The organism is Snodgrassella sp. (genome assembly GCF_024103505.1).
Classification (GTDB): Bacteria; Pseudomonadota; Gammaproteobacteria; order Burkholderiales; family Neisseriaceae; genus Snodgrassella; species Snodgrassella communis.
The window spans coordinates 1-16,532 of sequence record NZ_JAGGIJ010000009.1; the positions used below are offsets into that span (position 1 = coordinate 1).

General features: G+C 41.7%; 18 protein-coding genes, 1 tRNA gene and 2 pseudogenes. 10 read left to right on the plus strand and 11 right to left on the minus strand.

Annotated features, from left to right (window positions below):
- Positions 1-260: 260 nt before the first annotated feature.
- Together J6578_RS08925 and J6578_RS08930 are read left to right on the plus strand one after the other, a co-directional pair.
- The gene (locus J6578_RS08925; RefSeq protein ID WP_287954431.1) at positions 261-722 is read left to right on the plus strand and encodes a hypothetical protein; all 462 of its coding nucleotides are present in this window, start codon (positions 261-263) and stop codon (positions 720-722) included.
- A gap of 99 nt (positions 723-821) precedes the next feature.
- Positions 822-1,478, plus strand: a complete 657-nt coding sequence (locus tag J6578_RS08930) for a YiiX/YebB-like N1pC/P60 family cysteine hydrolase (protein WP_239428568.1) — start codon at positions 822-824, stop codon at positions 1,476-1,478.
- Between the two features lie 138 nt (positions 1,479-1,616).
- Here the strand turns inward: J6578_RS08930 and J6578_RS10345 are convergent, their stop codons facing one another.
- From J6578_RS10345 to J6578_RS08945, 5 genes and pseudogenes are all read right to left on the minus strand, one after another.
- Positions 1,617-1,808 (minus strand): integrase core domain-containing protein, encoded by a 192-nt coding sequence (locus J6578_RS10345; RefSeq protein ID WP_353846669.1) that lies wholly within the window; start codon positions 1,806-1,808, stop codon positions 1,617-1,619.
- A 44-nt stretch (positions 1,809-1,852) separates the two neighbouring features.
- On the minus strand, positions 1,853-2,152 hold the full coding sequence (locus J6578_RS08935; RefSeq protein WP_287954434.1) for a 4'-phosphopantetheinyl transferase family protein: 300 nt from the start codon (positions 2,150-2,152) through the stop codon (positions 1,853-1,855).
- Between the two features lie 24 nt (positions 2,153-2,176).
- Positions 2,177-2,353, minus strand: a pseudogene (locus tag J6578_RS10380) (hypothetical protein); the annotation flags it as partial.
- Between the two features lie 412 nt (positions 2,354-2,765).
- A complete protein-coding gene (locus tag J6578_RS08940) occupies positions 2,766-3,266 on the minus strand; it encodes a GNAT family N-acetyltransferase (RefSeq protein ID WP_143426270.1) in 501 nt (166 codons plus the stop codon).
- Between the two features lie 25 nt (positions 3,267-3,291).
- Positions 3,292-3,477, minus strand: a pseudogene (locus J6578_RS08945) (IS5-like element ISVa1 family transposase); the annotation flags it as partial.
- A 90-nt stretch (positions 3,478-3,567) separates the two neighbouring features.
- Between J6578_RS08945 and J6578_RS08950 the strand changes: the two are divergent.
- From J6578_RS08950 to ubiT, 6 genes are all read left to right on the plus strand, one after another.
- Positions 3,568-3,867: a transposase gene (locus J6578_RS08950; RefSeq protein WP_287954436.1), complete on the plus strand. Its 300-nt coding sequence runs from the start codon at positions 3,568-3,570 to the stop codon at positions 3,865-3,867.
- A 125-nt stretch (positions 3,868-3,992) separates the two neighbouring features.
- Positions 3,993-4,460 carry an IS3 family transposase gene (locus tag J6578_RS08955; RefSeq protein ID WP_287954438.1) on the plus strand — a complete coding sequence of 156 codons (468 nt, stop codon included), beginning with the start codon at positions 3,993-3,995 and terminating at the stop codon, positions 4,458-4,460.
- Positions 4,441-4,707, plus strand: a complete 267-nt coding sequence (locus tag J6578_RS08960) for an integrase core domain-containing protein (protein WP_287954440.1) — start codon at positions 4,441-4,443, stop codon at positions 4,705-4,707. The genes J6578_RS08955 and J6578_RS08960 overlap by 20 nt, the downstream gene beginning before the upstream one ends.
- 1,096 nt (positions 4,708-5,803) lie before the next feature.
- The gene (gene ubiU, locus J6578_RS08965; protein ID WP_287954442.1) at positions 5,804-6,814 is read left to right on the plus strand and encodes a ubiquinone anaerobic biosynthesis protein UbiU; all 1,011 of its coding nucleotides are present in this window, start codon (positions 5,804-5,806) and stop codon (positions 6,812-6,814) included.
- A gap of 16 nt (positions 6,815-6,830) precedes the next feature.
- Positions 6,831-7,754, plus strand: a complete 924-nt coding sequence (locus J6578_RS08970) for a U32 family peptidase (protein ID WP_502957998.1) — start codon at positions 6,831-6,833, stop codon at positions 7,752-7,754.
- Positions 7,741-8,178: a ubiquinone anaerobic biosynthesis accessory factor UbiT gene (gene ubiT, locus J6578_RS08975; protein ID WP_100149456.1), complete on the plus strand. Its 438-nt coding sequence runs from the start codon at positions 7,741-7,743 to the stop codon at positions 8,176-8,178. The genes J6578_RS08970 and ubiT overlap by 14 nt, the downstream gene beginning before the upstream one ends.
- An 82-nt stretch (positions 8,179-8,260) precedes the next feature.
- Here ubiT and ubiG read toward each other — a convergent pair whose 3' ends face one another.
- From ubiG to J6578_RS08995, 4 genes are all read right to left on the minus strand, one after another.
- Positions 8,261-9,010: a bifunctional 2-polyprenyl-6-hydroxyphenol methylase/3-demethylubiquinol 3-O-methyltransferase UbiG gene (gene ubiG, locus J6578_RS08980; protein ID WP_093092730.1), complete on the minus strand. Its 750-nt coding sequence runs from the start codon at positions 9,008-9,010 to the stop codon at positions 8,261-8,263.
- A 5-nt stretch (positions 9,011-9,015) separates the two neighbouring features.
- On the minus strand, positions 9,016-10,677 hold the full coding sequence (locus J6578_RS08985; RefSeq protein WP_287954446.1) for an ArnT family glycosyltransferase: 1,662 nt from the start codon (positions 10,675-10,677) through the stop codon (positions 9,016-9,018).
- Between the two features lie 113 nt (positions 10,678-10,790).
- Positions 10,791-12,266 carry an amino acid permease gene (locus J6578_RS08990; protein ID WP_093092735.1) on the minus strand — a complete coding sequence of 492 codons (1,476 nt, stop codon included), beginning with the start codon at positions 12,264-12,266 and terminating at the stop codon, positions 10,791-10,793.
- Between the two features lie 248 nt (positions 12,267-12,514).
- Positions 12,515-13,582 carry a metallophosphoesterase gene (locus J6578_RS08995; RefSeq protein WP_093092737.1) on the minus strand — a complete coding sequence of 356 codons (1,068 nt, stop codon included), beginning with the start codon at positions 13,580-13,582 and terminating at the stop codon, positions 12,515-12,517.
- Between the two features lie 297 nt (positions 13,583-13,879).
- On the opposite strand from J6578_RS08995, the gene J6578_RS09000 reads away from it, so the two are divergent.
- A tRNA-Arg gene (locus J6578_RS09000) sits at positions 13,880-13,955 on the plus strand.
- Between the two features lie 374 nt (positions 13,956-14,329).
- Positions 14,330-15,226 carry a DMT family transporter gene (locus J6578_RS09005; RefSeq protein ID WP_100150324.1) on the plus strand — a complete coding sequence of 299 codons (897 nt, stop codon included), beginning with the start codon at positions 14,330-14,332 and terminating at the stop codon, positions 15,224-15,226.
- Positions 15,227-15,480: 254 nt separating this feature from the next.
- On the opposite strand, the gene J6578_RS09010 is transcribed toward J6578_RS09005, so the two are convergent.
- Both J6578_RS09010 and J6578_RS09015 read right to left on the minus strand, forming a co-directional pair.
- Positions 15,481-15,804 carry a rhodanese-like domain-containing protein gene (locus tag J6578_RS09010; protein WP_093092740.1) on the minus strand — a complete coding sequence of 108 codons (324 nt, stop codon included), beginning with the start codon at positions 15,802-15,804 and terminating at the stop codon, positions 15,481-15,483.
- Between the two features lie 235 nt (positions 15,805-16,039).
- Positions 16,040-16,267 (minus strand): ChaB family protein, encoded by a 228-nt coding sequence (locus J6578_RS09015; protein WP_093092742.1) that lies wholly within the window; start codon positions 16,265-16,267, stop codon positions 16,040-16,042.
- Between the last annotated feature and the right edge of the window lie 265 nt (positions 16,268-16,532).

Genomic DNA, 16,532 nt, shown 5'->3' on the forward strand with positions numbered 1-16,532 from the left:
TTTAAGGAACGGATATGCTCAGACTGAGGAATACGCAGACAGTGACTGCTACGTGACTGAGCGAATTGTGCGGGTAGACCACTGGTTTCGTGGCCGAATGAATAAACTACACTAATTATATTTAGCAGAATTTTTTTACAGTTGAATCACTGTTAAAATGGTATAAAGAAAGATGATTTTAGATACGATGCTTTCTGTATCAATCATTGTTTGAAAAATTAGAAATATTTTTAATGACGTGCTGACAAAAATAGGTAATCATGAATAACAAAAACTCCTCAATCACCCATCAAGCCAAGCAGCAGCAAAATACAAAAGTCTTTGTACCGGAAATAGAAGAGAGAAAGAGAGGTTCTGCCTTAATGGTGAGTATAGTCGCAATTTGTTTGTTAGCAGGCGGCTTATATATCGGAGGCTGGTTTAACTTAGTGACTCCGGCACAGATTCAGCACTGCGAAGCTGCGGTTAAACAAACCTATCCACAGCCAGCTGATCAGGCTGCCTTACTGCCTAAGTGTAACAACCGTCATATGATAGCAGGCATGAGCAGCTCTAACGGCCAAAAAATGAGTGCCAAACAGGTTCTGGATAGTCTGGATGTGGGCAAAACCGTTGATCTGGTTTCCATGTTTATCGGTGGTGCACTGATTGGCGCCGCCATTGCTGCATTTGCTGCCAGTTACCGTATCATTCAGCGCAAGCGAGGTAAAAATATTGACTGATGCATAAGACAATCGATTGCTTTAGCAGGATTAATACTGGTTAATAATGACATATTCTGTATAATTAACCATTATTTACCAAAAGCATAAGATTCAGATATGAACCAGAAATACATCCAGTCATTGCTGGCATTTGTTTTCAGCCTGTTACTTAGCCTGAATGTCTATGCCCAAAAATCGTTTCATGTGCAAAATGGCGATCTTATCTTTCTGGAAGACTGCGATGGCGGTATGAGTAGTGCCATCAAGGCCGCTACCAGCGGTCTGGAGGGATATAATTTTACCCATGTGGGCATTGTCTGGCAGAAAACTCCTAGCCAGCATTATGTAATCGAAGCAACACACCCCAAAGTAAAAATTACTCCCCTGCACGCATATCTGCATCCGAAAAAACAGTGCCAGCCCCGTGCCGTAGTAGGTAGATTAAAAGCAGCTTACCAGCCATTGATTTCTTCTGCTTTGGTTCATGCGCGCCAGAAAGTGGGTAAAAAATACGATGACGCCTTTGATATCAACAACGACCAGTATTATTGCTCCGAATTAATCTACCAGATATTCAAAGAAGCCAATCACGGACAAGAAGTTTTTCCCTTGCGCGCCATGACTTTCAAATCCAAAGATACCGGTAAATTCCCAGAATATTGGGTAGAACACTTCAAAAAAATGGGCATTCCTATTCCCGAAGGCCAGCCCGGCAACAACCCCGGCGATATGTCACGCTCGGATTTACTCAATATCGTACATTACTATCAGTAACCAGCCTACAGACTAGCAGTAATTATGCTGGTCTGTTTTCTATATTTGTTACATCTGTTCACTTTCTATTTTGAACGATATTTAACAAATAAATTATAGATTAGATTTGTTGTAAATATCCCAAACTTAGTACAAGATTCAAGTAGAAAATAATACTGCTTGTCTTAGGGTTTTATACTCGATCGGCGTCATATTATTTAGTGCTTCATGAGGCCTTTCGGTATTATAAATGGTTAGCCATTCTTCGGTTACATTTCTTGCTTGTTCCAGATTATTAAATAGATATAAATCCAGTATCTCTGTGCGATAGGTGCGATTAAATCGTTCAATATACCCGTTTTAATATGGGCTGTCTGCTTGAATATAATCTATGGTTATACCATGTGACTTTGCCCAATAAGTAAACGTATTTCCGGTGAATTCCGGTCCATTTGTAACTTATCCCCTAAAAAGGAAAACCAAAATTCATCTAACGGAATATACAAGCCTTTACCACAGGCTTTTATGTAGGCTTCCTTAAGGCTCCAAAGACTAAAAAAACGTTGTTTTTGGTGCTCACCCAGTAACGATTTAAAATGCTGATACTCATTTTCGGCAAAAAACCATTCAGCAATTTCGAAAAAAATATTTTTGCGATTTAGATACTTAACATCAATTTCTATTTCAACTCCCACAGATACTGCTAAAACGATCATTTTTTAACTGTGAGAAATATTGAAACGCAGCAGAATTGCCAGCCGTTCAGGTAAAATATAGGGCTTCTTATAATCATTAGTTATGAATTCTATATTTTTGGCAGGAATACCTTGTAGATATCTGCTCAGAACATCACGCACTAACATTCGGGTTACCAAATATTGGTGTTTATACTTGTCAAAGTATAATTTTTGCCACTACTCCAATTCCTGATGATTCAAAAATTGGACGTAATTGGTCAAAGCAAAATCGGGATTTATTTCCTCATCATAGGTAAACCAGATGTGTATTTCATTTTCTGCTATCTTCATAAAGCTTTCTACTTATTCTTTGGTTTCGTAAATATGGTTTAATTTGAAACTCCATTGACTGAACTAATCCAAGCTCATCTTTCAGGCAGCTTATTGAACTTTGATATCAAACGAGGGTTATCTGTACAGCAGGAAAGTTGTGCCTAAAACAGGGAAGTGGCGATAAATAGTCATTTATCTAGAGGTATTTAGGTCTAAATATAAGCCCAAATGCTTCAAAAAAACGCGGTTAAAAATTTAGTTTGAGTGAAGCTTTACCGTACAAAGGTCTCAATAAAAATCAAAGTGGTTTATACATATGGTAATTTATCAGTACCTGATTTTCTCTGGATATTTTGTTAGCCCGCTTTATTTTAAAACCCCATTTTTTGAAAATTGGCATGGCCACTTTTGAAGCATCTACACTTAATTGTGAAAGCTTTTTCTGGTGAGCCAAGTCAAGCACATGGTCATAGAGTTTTCTAGCTATGCCACGCTTTTGAAAGTCAGGATGCACGTACAGACAGTCTATGTAACCATCATCTCTAAGTTCAACAAACCCCGCAAGGCTTGAGCCAAAGATAGCCATCCAAGGCTGAGTGTTATCTAAACGTTCTGACCACTTCTGATAATCTGGTGGTGTTGAGCACCATGCTTCTTGCTGTGCTTTGCTATAAATATCGGTATCAATAGCATGAATAGACGAATGAAACAAATCACATATTTCAGAGGCATAGAGTGAAGAGTATGGTTTTACTTCGATTTTAGATGCAGCATTACCCAACTTGTTTCCTATTTTCATTATGATTTGCTCTAGCAAGACTTTGCACTTCAATATCGCCAACATTGACAAGGCTGGCTTCCGTACTAATAGCTTCGTGAGTATCCACATCAATAGCTAAGTGTGGTTTGCGCCATGTTCTGCTTTTTTACTTTACATTTACCAAAGACTTTAAGGTCTGTCGAGTCAATAACGAAATAGCGAATAGCTCTCTCGTTTTATTGCTATATTTATAATACAGCATTGAAGTTGGATAGGCTACACTAATTCATACAACTTTTTTAGGGGGTAAGGTAAACTTAACTCTAAAAAGGAAAAAATGATGAATCAACAAAAACGCGTACGACGCTCTTTCAGTGCCGATTTCAAAGCACAAATGGTTAAACTTTATCAGCAAGGAAAATCACGCAGTGAATTGGTCAAGCAATACGATTTGACACTTTCCGCTTTAGACTGCTGGATAAATCAATCTAGTCAAAGCGGTTCTTTTAAGACCAAAGATAATCGCACGCCAGAAGAAAATGAACTGATTGCCTTACGAAAAGAGCTTAAGCAACTGCGGATGGAAAACGATATCCTAAAGCAGGCTGCACTGATAATGGCACGAAAATCAAAATCCTGAAAGCAAACCAACATCGTTATGCTGTAGCGGCATTATGTCGCTGCTTAGGGATATCCAGACATTATGCCTATTATCAGTGCAAAACCACTAAACGGAAATTGGTTGCCCATTACGCCGATAAAATATTGACTATTTTTAAACGCAGCTATCAATCCTATGGAACCAGACGCATTCGTTTTGCTTTACAACAAGCAGGTATCAATGTTTCTGGTCGTTACATTGCCCGAGTAATGAAGTCGCTATCATTGGTATCAAAGTATACGATTAAACGTTATCGAGGATATCAGACAGCAAGCAATAGCTCAGTCACAGCTAATCATTTACAGCGCCAATTTGATGTAGGTACCAAACAGCAGATTATAGCGGCAGATTTAACCTATATTCGTGTTAACCATTGCTGGAATTATTTGTGTGTACTACTTAATTTATCGAACCGACAGATTGCCGGTTATAGTGTTGGACAACATAAAACAGCAGATTTAGTGATGTCTGCACTAAGTCAGATTAAGCAACCGCTGTCATCATTACATCTGTTTCATTCAGATAGAGGAAAGGAGTTTGATAAACAGTTGCTTGGTAAGCAGGTGTATTAATACATTTAATATACAGCGTTCACTAAGTAAAAAGGGATGTCCGTATGACAATGCAGTGGCAGAAGCAACATTTAAAAGCATTAAAACTGAATTTGTTAAAGGAGAAAAATTCATGACGACTGAAGAATTAGAACAAGCCTTTGCGGCTTATGCTTATTGGTACAATCATAAACGGTTACATTCATCGTTAGGCTATTTGCCTGAGGTAGAATTTAACAAACGGCTACCCCTTAATTTTGTTGTTTGAACAGGTGTTGTCATTCCAAAAGATACTAAAGTAGCTTAGTTTAAATAAGAAGTATTATTCTATTCATATGACATAATGTTGGTCTATATGGTTCATTTGCGTTACTTGTTATAGCAAATAATTTTAGTAATCTTTTCAAATATGGTTCTAATTTGTTTGTATTTTTATTATGAGAAGTTGAAGGGTTATGTAATAACTAATTATAACTTGATGATTTTATGTGTAAACATTTTATTTATGGTTATTCTGTATTTTATCTTTGAAAACAAGAATATAGATATTTGCTGTTCATTATTATGTTTTATCTTATAGACTGTAGATAAAAGGGCTTATGTTTTCATATAAATATGTTGTCTATTTTTGTAATTTAGCTTGTATTTAGGTTTATCTATACTTGTATTTATAATTTTAAAGCAAGGAAATTAATTAGATAACTCAAAATGTTATTGCTGGTATTAGTATCTCAAATTTAGCTAACATTTAATTGAAGAATCAGATTTTAAATTCAATATTTGAATGATTGATTGTCAGTAAAATGTTTTTTCTTCTCGCAAGATATACTAAATTGATTTGAGTTGAGAAGTAGGATTGATTAGCCTATGCTAATAGAGTGCGCATTTCGCTGCCATATTGTTAGATTATTTTTGCTGTAATGAAATTATTTTGAGAAATTAAATCAAAATTTAATTTTTAATTAATTTGATTAATTATTGTGTTCAATCAGAATTGATATTTGATATACATTAAAAAACTAAAATTAATATCAGAAACCGTTATTTTGTCAATATTGCTCGGGCTTTTGTATTAATTGCCAGTGATGTGAAAGTTCAGTTGCTGAGCTGATGTTGTTGGATAATTTGGCAAAATTATGAATTTTGTTTAATTTTGTATTTGGTTATGTTGGGTTTTTAAAATTAATATTAAAACTGGTTTTATTCGATTTTGGCTTGTTTTTTGTCAATAAATTCTGTTTTGTTAAATGTTTTAATCTCGCGCTTGTGCAGGGTTGTGATGCCTGTATGATGCTAGCGGGATATTTGTTGTTATTTGCTGGCTGTTGATTGGTGTTTTTTGTGTATGAGGTTGGTGGGAACGAATGAATAGAAAGATTCCCGAGCTGGTGTGTCCGGCAGGTAATTTGCCGGCGTTGAAGATGGCGGTAGAGCATGGGGCGGATACGGTTTATCTGGGGCTGAAAGATGCGACTAATGCGCGTAACTTTGCCGGTTTGAATTTTGACCGTAAGTCGGCAGCGGAGGGAATTATGTACGCGCAGCAGCGAGGGCGTAAGGTGTTGATGGCGATTAATACTTATGCGCAGGCTGGTGAGGTGAAGAAATGGCAGCAGGCGGTGGATACGGCGGCTGAGCTTGGGGTGAATGCGGTGATTCTGGCGGATCTGGGTTTGCTGGCCTATGCACGCAAGACGCATCCGCAGTTGCCGTTGCATATGTCTGTGCAGGGTTCTGCTACAAATTATGAGGCGATTAATCTGGCACAAGAGTTGTTTGGTATTCGGCGGGTAGTTTTGCCACGGGTGCTGACTTTGCCGCAGGTGGAGCAGGTTATTAAGCATACTTCGGTGGAAATTGAGGTATTTGGTTTTGGCAGCCTGTGTGTGATGGTAGAAGGGCGTTGTTTGCTTTCAAGTTATGTGACGGGAGAATCGCCGAATACATTTGGTGTGTGTTCTCCGGCCAAATATGTGCGTTGGGAACAATATCCAACTGGAATGGATGCACGTCTGAATAATATTCTGATTGACCGCTACGGTGCGGATGAACCAGCGGGCTATCCAACTTTGTGCAAGGGGCGTTTTCAGGTGAATAAGGAAACGTATTATGCGCTGGAGGAACCAACTAGTCTGAATGTTTTGGAGGTTTTACCGCAGCTGCTGGCGATGGGTGTGGCGGCAATTAAGGTGGAAGGCCGGCAGCGTAGTCCGGCATATACTGCACAGGTAACGAAAGTATTGCGGCAGGCTCTGGATCTGGCGGTACGATGTCCTGAAGAGTTTGAGGTGAATCCGTTGTGGCAGCAGGCGCTGGCGAAGGTTTCGGAAGGGCAGCAGGTAACACTTGGCGCGTATAATCGGCCGTGGAAATGATGAAGGAATTTAAGTGATACAACAGGATAAGCTGGCGTTGTCTCTAGGGCCGATTCTGTTTTTCTGGCAGAAGCAGCAGATTGTGGATTTTTATCATCAAATGGCTGAGGAGTCTTTTGCGACGATTTATATGGGCGAAACGGTGTGCTCACGCCGGCAAGAGCTAAAAGTGGCCGACTGGCTTGATTTGGCGCAGGATGTGGCCGCGAATGGTTGTGAGGTGGTGCTGTCTTCACAGGTGTTGCTGGAAAGTGAATCTGATTTGCGGCGTTTGCGCAAACTGGTAGAACAGGAAGATTTCCGAGTAGAGGCTAATGACCTTGCTGCGGTACGACTGCTGCATGCGAAAGGTATTCCTTTTGTAGCTGGGCAGGCACTGAATATTTATAACGAGCAGACGCTGGCATTAATGCAGTCGCTGGGGGCTTGCCGCTGGGTAGCCTCGATTGAGCTGGCAGCAGACAGGCTAGCACAGATGATTGCGACAGTACCGGATATGGCTTGCGAGGTATTTGGCTGGGGCAAGCTGCCATTGGCCTACTCTTCGCGCTGCTTTACGGCTCGGCACTACAATCTGAAAAAGGATAGTTGTGAATTCAAGTGTCTGGAACATGCAGATGGTTTGCCACTCTATACTCGTGAAAAACAGGCTTTTCTGACGATTAATGGTATTCAAACGATGTCTGCCGGCTGTCATTCTTTGCTGGCACGTTATCGGCAATTATTGGCTATGGGGGTGGGGTATTTCAGGATTTCTCCACAGGAACAATGTATGGCGGAAGTTATCCGGCTGCATCAGCAGGTACTGGCTGATGCAATGGACGCAGAAGCTGCTTTGTCTGAACTGAGTGTCTGTGCCGGTGGCGCGCTGGTGAATGGTTACTGGTATGGACAAGCTGGAATAAATCAATGTGAAGAGGTGATGCATGCAGGTGCCTGATAAGGTAATGCCGGTTTTTTTGAAAAAAGTGGTTGGGCTGTTGCCGGCAAAGCCACCAGCATGGCTGCTGGTCAATACGTTGAATCAGTTGCTGAGAAAGCAGATTTTGCTGGCGGATATGTCTTTGCTGGCCGGACGCTGCTTTCGGATTGTGGTGACGGATTTAGGGTTGAATTTGTGTTTCAGTGCTACCGAGAAGCACTTTGTGATGGCTGATGCTGCGGCCATGGTGGATTTATGCCTGAGCGCAAACACAGCTGATTTTATGAAGATGTTACTGCGGCAGGAAGACCCGGATACGTTGTTTTTTAATCGCAAGCTGAAAATTGAGGGCGATACGGAGCTGGGATTGGTAGTGAAAAATTCGCTTGATAGTATTGATTGGTCAACTATTCCGGTGATGAAATCACTGGTAGGACAATAAGGTTTATTTCTTTCGATAAATAAAAATAATGATGTTGCCGGTATCGGGCTGATACCGGCTTTTTTGTGTTGCTTTTGAGCCGTCAGTCTAGAGGACGACGGCAAGCTATCATGTAGTTGACGTCCAGTCTGTTGGTGAGGTGGTAGCGTCTGGTTAGCGGGTTGTAGGTGAAGCCGCTACTACCCAGCCATTCGAGACCGGCCTGTCGGCACAGGCGCGCCAGTTCGGCTGGCGTGATAAATTTGTGATGATCATGGGTGCCTTGTGGCATCAGTTTCAGGATGTATTCGGCAGCTATGATGGCTTGCAGGTAGGATTTGGTGTTGCGGTTGATAGTGGAAAAACAGGCTATGCCGCCGGGTCGTATTAGCTGAGCACAGGCACGCACCACGCTGCCGGGATCTGGTACATGTTCTAGCATTTCCATGCAGGTAACGGCGTCAAAGCTGGCCGGTTTTTCTGCGGCTAAATCCTCTACACTCACCATGCGGTAGCTAACATTGCCAATTTGTTCCTGCAAAGCATGCAGCTGGGCAATTTTCAGGGATTTTTTGGCTAAGTCGATACCGGTAACGCTGCTGGCACCGGCTTTGGCCATGGCTTCGCTCAGAATGCCACCTCCGCAGCCTACATCGAGTATGTTTTTGCCGGCCAGATGGGCATAATTGTCGATAAATTCAAGCCGCAATGGGTTGATGTCGTGCAATGGTTTGAATTCGCTGTTTTTATCCCACCATTTGTGTGCCAGCTGGCTAAATTTGTCGATTTCGCTGGCGTCGACATTGGTGGATATGGCCGGAAGATGTTCTTGTTCCTGTGCTTGGGTATTCATGGTTGCTATTCCTTTGTTGCGGTGGTTTTTACCCATAAGGCGATGATGTTGTTTTTTTCACGCGGACGTGCACCTGCCCAGATTTCGTGCCATTGTGGTGGTGGCATGGCTTTTGGATCACGGGTAATCAGGCGATAGTTACAGTCCGGATTATCTATCTGTAGCGGAATCCAGCTGTATTGCAGCCAGACAATGCGGGTGCTGAAATTGTCGTGATTGATGCTGATGCAGGCGCGCTTATCGCTAAAGGCCTGTAGTTGGTCTTCACTCAGGCTATTTTGCATTTGCTGTACTACTGGGCGGGCTGATTTGGCTGCATCCAGCCATGGTAAAAACAAAGTAAGTAGCAGAGACCATACCAATAAAACGCCGGCTGCCCAGTTGGTGACGGCCTGCCGGCCGCGAATGTGTTGACGGGTAATTGCCCACAGCCACAGTAATGTTAGTACACAAGCTACAATTACCGGAAAGTAGTTTACATCATAACGATAGTACGGACTGAAATATACAGCGCGTTGGGCTAATTTGGCCGGCCAACCGTAGTTCATGGCGATAAAACCCAGCCAAAGGAATATGGCCAGAAAGCCAAAGGCCATGATGCCGAACCAGTTAAGGAATGCTACGGCACCGCGCCGCAGTGCATCAAGCTGTGCAGCACCTAATACGACTAATGGTGGCAAAACAAACACCAGTAGATCCTGATGTTGCTGTGGCATAAAAGCAAACGCCAACAGACACAGACTTAGCCATTTGACAGCTAGGATACTCAAGCACTGTTTTTTTAGCTTGCCACGCGACGCAGTCCAGATAGCCAGCGGCCATGCTGGAAAGGCAAACCAAATCAGGTTTTTTAGATAATAGTTGAGAGAGAAATCTATCTCAAAATGGCGGAAACCGCCGAAAGGAGCCAGTGCATGATATCGCCACCATAGATTAAAAATATTGGCAGCGGTTTGATGTAGTGCCAGTGGCCATATTAGCATTAAGGGTAATGCACATAGCAGGGAAATTAATAGTACCAGAAAATAACGTCGACGCCGCCACTGGGGATACAGCAGCAGGCTGAATGCTAGCAATATCAGTAATAATGGCCAGAGTAGGCTGCCGGTTAGTGACAGTACTGTCCAGCCACCGCCTAGCATCATGCTGGCCATCATGATTCGCCGGTCTGCCAGTGAAAAGCCATACCAGCACATGGCCGCGCCAAGACAAAGGATAATACTGTCATTGATAAAATGTGCTGGTATCAGTAGGCCAGTACAGCCCAGTAGAATCAGTACCGCAATACGGCCATAACCACGTCCGAGAAACTGGCGGGCGGATCCTCCGATACAGGCAAACGTACATGCTATCAGGATGACATTGGTTAGGCGAGTAGCTTCATAAGCATCCATTTGCTTTGGACTGAACAGGTGCTGGTTCAATGCTGCTAGCCATATGTAGAGCGGAGAAGCTTCCCAGTTTGTTTCACCAAATATAGTGGGGACTGCCCAATGGGCAGTATGCCATTGGCTGGTTGTGGCAAACAGATATGGTTCACCTGGTGTCCACAGATCATGATGCAATACGCCCGGCCACAACCATACAAATACCAGTAACAACAGTAGCCATGAACGTTTTTTGTTCACTGCTTGTGGGCTGGGTTTGCTGGGGGTGTAGGTGAGCATAAAATTGTGACTGCAATAAAAATGGATAGGAAAACAGGCTTTATGTTAACGGAAAATGTAGCAGGCAGCCAGATATGGCTGCCTGTAATAATGTGATTAAGCATGTACTGGCTTTAATCAATGTGTTTGCTGAGATTGACCTGTTCCAACGGCACTTTACGGGTATGGTAGCGCAGTTTGTGATATAGGTAAAATGTAGCAAATACCGGTAGCCCCATGTAGGTTATGGCAAAGCGCTGCCATTTAAAATCACCATGTAACAATAATTGGCTGTCTTGCCCAATAATCACCAGAATACACAGTAATAATGCCAGAATTGGCCCGAACGGAAACCATTTGGCGCGATAAACCAGTGAATTGACATCATTACCCTGTCGCACAAAAGCACGGCGAAACCGGTAGTGGCTAATGGCAATTCCCAGCCAGGCAATAAAGCCGGTAAGACCAGAAGCAGCTACGATATATTCGTAAGCTCCTTCATTCACGCTTTCCAGCAGGAAAATAGCCAGTACTACGATTGCGGTTGCCAGCAACGCTGGCATAGGTATGCCACGGCGGTTTACTTCGGAGAAAGTGCGGTGTGCCATTCCGTCTTTACCCATGGCATATAGCATGCGTGTGGAGGCATACAGGCCTGAATTACCGGCAGACAAAATAGATGTGAGAATAACAGTGTTCATTACGGCAGCGGCAAAGGCTAGACCAGCACGTTCAAATACCAGTGTAAAGGGGGATTTGGCGATTTGATCTACGTCTGCTCCGAGCAGTGAATCGCTATTATAAGGAATCAGCAGCCCGATCACCAGCATGGCCAGAATATAGAAAATCAGAATACGCCAGAATACTTGTTTGATTGCTTTGGGAATGCTTTCCTGTGGATTTTCTGATTCGCCAGCAGTAATGCCAATAAGCTCTGTGCCTTGAAAGGAGAAGCCGGCAATTAGAAATACTCCGAGTACAGTCAAGAATCCACCAGACCAGCCATGACCGAGTATGGGAGCATCGCCGATGGTGAAATTGTTTAAACCCACATACTGGCCGCCCAGAATACCAAAAATAGTCAGTACGCCTACACCCAGAAAAACGATAACTGTGATGACCTTTATCAAAGCAAACCAATATTCCGATTCACCATAGGCACGGACGGATAAAATATTGAGTAGAAACACCAATGTAAAAAATAATAAGCTCCAGCACCATGTGGGCATAAAGCGTAATGGCTCCCAATAGGTAATCACCAGTGAAGCTATGGAAATATCGGCAGCGACAGTAATTACCCAGTTAAACCAGTAGTTCCATCCCAGTGCAAAACCCAGTGACGGATCGACAAAACGAGCGGCATATGTAGAGAATGAACCGGAAGTAGGTAGATAGGTGGCCATTTCGCCGAGTGAAGTCATTAGGAAATATACCATAATTCCGATAGCCATATAGGCCAGTAAGGCACCCCCTGGCCCGGCATCGTGGATGGCACTACCACTGGCCATAAATAATCCTGTACCAATACTGCCGCCAATAGCAATCATTGACAGATGGCGAGTTTTCAGATGGCGTTTAACTTGGTTGGAAGAGGAGTTGGTGTCGGTCATTCTGATATTGGGTAAAGGTAAGCTTGATATGTCTGAAAGTTTAGCTGTGTCCGCTCAAAAATTTTCGTTTCAGTGCGGTCTAATTAAGCTTTAGGAACAGCCTGCATGGTATTCTATGACATACTTAAAGCGGATTGTATATTATAAGGATAAACAGTATTTGCTGGAAATTTTTATCCTTTTCACATATGCTGTTTTGTTGTAAAGAATCCATTATAGCAAATTGTATTGTTTACTGGCATGATTATTCAGTGAGAACGTTTACTCAAGTGATATTTGCCATTATTTAGCATAATCAAATTTTCCGGCCAGCGCAGTGCAGCCAGATGCATCTGGCTATCTGCCGATGAAATTGCTTTTTTGCGTTCACGCCAGCGCGCGCCAATGGAAAAATCGATGCAGAATACCTGTTGGCGTTTGCCCAGCCAGTGTGTGGGCGGTTCTTGAAACAGTTCTTTGCGGTGTTCTGCTACACCTGTGCTGTACCAGCTGCGCCAGTAGTGTCCGATGATTACTGCAATCGGATCGTTATATTGTTGCCACCATGGTTTTCTTACCGTAAAGCGCCAGCGACCGTTAATATAGAATGGTTTCTGTGTTATGGCCTGTATGCCGCTGGTTAGTGCGCGTAACGGATTATGGCAGCTGCGCAGTAAATCGTAATGAGCTATACCCGGCTGAAATGTCATGGGGTAATGCTCATTTTCCAGCTCAGCATCCAATTGCTGTCTTTCCTGCATATAGTGCTCATACCACTCAGTCTGACGGAAGTCCTCAAAAAAGCGATTTTCCCAGTAGTGATACTGTTTAACCAATGAAGTTTCGCCACAATGAAGAAGTTTATCGATACTGTCTGGCAGCCATGCTGCATGGACAATACGCAAATCATTTCGTTGCAGGATTAGTGGCCATTGTGACAGGGTCTCTTGTAATTGCTTACGTTTTGCGTTGCAGTAATGTTGCCAAGGTGCGAAGCGCGCTTCATCCTGTGGTCTGTTATCAAAATACCAGCCTGAACCATCTTTAGGGTCTTCAATTAATAAGTTCAATTCGTGATTGCCAATAACGGCAAATGCGTTTTCCGCGGCCACTGCTTTAATTACCCAGTCCAGTACAGCCGGACTATCAGGACCACGATCACATAAATCACCGATAAATACCAGTTTACGACCTTGTTTATGCTGACCAGACTCATCATAGCCGAGAAAATGTAACAATTGCTGTAAAGCTTCCCACTCGCCATGTACATCGCCAATCACATCTAAAGCTGTATTGGTGGGCAGGGAGTGAATAAATGAACATTTGTCAGAATGCATAATTTGGTTGCCTGCTTGATATATCGGAGACTGTCTATAAATATATTTTTTTGTTATTAAATAATATCTGATTAACTAAATCAGTTAACATAGCACAAAAATTTTACGTATGCCAATTTTGTCGCTATCAATCGCTATTTTTGTATGATTATTGCTAGTATGGATAAATATGTTTAATTTCAGTAGGTTGATTTTTATTTGGTAATAGCTGTGCTCAACTTTGGTGTTTTTGGATTACGGATAGCTTTTGCCAATTTGATCGATTTGGGCTAAAATCTATCTTTCTCTATATTAATTGCACCTATAGCTCAGTTGGAAGAGTGTCGGTTTCCGAAGCCGGAGGTCACAGGTTCGATCCCTGTTGGGTGCACCAGATATATATTTAAGGGTTTCAGCTTGGCTGAAACCCTTAAATTTTATTGGTCATTATAGCTGGTGATATTATTAATAACTTACCCGAATAATTTTCAATTTTACTGCAATGTGTATATGAATATTCAGTTTAATCAAGATTATATTATGGCCATAATTATGGTATTTATGTTTGTTATCTGATTGTCGGAAAGATATTGAGCAATGATATACATTAAGTTAGAATTTACTGTATTCTAATTTGAGCTATTCCAAGCAAGCTATTTCTCTCAATGTAATCAGTTCTTGATTATTTTCCAAATTTATTCTGTGTTGCTGTTTTCTGGCAATATTGAAAATTTTTAGTAGTATTTATTGTAAATAGAGAGAATTTTCATGGTTCTGTCAAAAAGAGCACAAGGGCATGTAATTGCACTGATCACTGTGTTTATCTGGGGAACGACTTATATTTCTACTAAAGTACTGTTAGCAGACTTCAAGCCGATAGAAATTCTCTTCTTCCGGTTTATACTGGGTTATTTCACACTCTGGATTTTATCACCTCATTGGTTTGCTTGGCAGGGGATTAGGCAAGAACTGCTGTTTCTGGCAGCTGGTTTTTGTGGGGTAACCAGTTATTTTTTATGTGAAAATATTGCATTAACTTATACAACTGCGTCTAATGTCGGCGTGATAGCCAGTCTGGCACCGGTATTTACGGCCATTTTGGCCATATTCTTTTTAAAAGCGGAAACTCCTCCGCCACGTTTTTATATTGGTTGTCTGCTAGCGATTGTGGGCGTTGTTTTGATTAGCTTTAATGGCAAGTTTGTATTGTCTCTTAATTTGCTGGGTGATTTGCTGGCGGTTGTTGCTTGCTTATTCTGGGCTGGCTATTCGATTTTGACTAAGAAGAGCAGTAATTATAATTACAATATTATTTTGCTTACCAGACGCTTCTTTTTTTATGGTTTGGTTTTAATGTTGCCTGCTTTGTATATATTCGATTTTGAATGGGAATTGGCGAGATTCTCTAAGCTGACCAATGTGTTTAATATTTTATTTCTAGGTTTGGGTGCCTCGGCAATCTGTTTTGCCTCTTGGAATTATGCGGTTAAATTAGTGGGTGCGGTTAAAATCAGTATTTATATTTATCTGGTGCCGATTATCACTATTGTGACTGCGATGCTTATTTTAAAAGAACCTTTTACTTGGATTGCTGCTGTGGGGACATTACTTACGCTCAGTGGCGTGCTGTTATCGGAAGGTAAGATAAGGGTTAAAAGAGATTAACTTGAATTTTAATGCTCAGAAATTTAAATAGTTGAAGAGGCATATTTGCTCTGGCAATGTTTTTATTATCAGAGTTTTTTGTTTTTATAATGAATTGGCACAGTATTATCAGCAGTATTGCTATTGTGGATATTGCTGAAATGTTGTGTTTTGTTGACTTTGTTTGTCTGTATTTATTATTGTTTGATGATATTCATTCGAAAAGGGATCCTTGCAATAAGGGCTTGCTGATCCCAGGATATCAAGTCTGGTGATTAATACGTAGGAACACTGGCATCAACTTCGCGTGACCAGGCATCAATACCTCCATGGAGATTGTAGAGGTTATCAAAACCGGTATCCTGTAGATACAGTGCTACCTGCATGCTGCGCATACCATGATGGCAGTACAGAACGATGGGTTTGTCATCTGGTAATTCATTCTGGCGCAAGGGTATCATGTTCATGGGGATATGGAGATGGCCGGGTATGGCTGCATACTGAACTTCGTTATCTTCGCGTACGTCGAGTAAGATGAAATTCTGATTCTGCTGTTGCCATTGCTGTAATTGTGCGGCGCTTAGTGTCTGGATAGTCATGATGATAAGTTGATGTTGATGATGTGTGAAATTAATTTATGATTTGAATTGTGAAACCAGATTTGATGTTCAGGTTGCAATTGTTTCGTTTTAGGGTGCAAATGATACCCGGGTTATGCTGCATATTACAATGGCTGTTAAGTTTGCCGTGTATAGCCCATTAGCTACGGTACTATTGTGTCCGTAGTAGGTTGAACTTGTGTTTGGATGATGTGTGTAAGTAATGCGCTGCTGGTTATTTAGGCTGCCATTTACCATCTTTACCTTTGTGGTACACCTTTTCTACTGCTGCCCAGGCAACTTTAAATGCGATGGTTTCTGCATCGCTGTTATCACGGCGTTTTTTCGGATCCTGATATTCTTCAATAGCATGGTTAAATGCCTCTTTAAAGATATCCTGTGCATGTTCAGGTAATGCACGTTGTACTGTTGCTGGCAGGTCGGTGCGGTTTTGATAAGGCATGGTTCTGCTCCTGATAATTGGTTTATGCCTTAGTTAATACCAGAGTGATGATTTTGGCAATAAGTTTTCTAAATATATTATTGATTTTGATATATTTTTACTGTTTTGTTGCTGCTTTGTTATTGGTTTGGGTGTGGTTGCTGAGGACGTTATTATTCAGGTTGCAGTGAGAAAAATAAAAAATATTCGTTTCTATCAGGAAACAAACTATGGATGATGGGAATCGAATTATGTTTGGTGCTTTTGTGCGAAGATATGGAGAAGT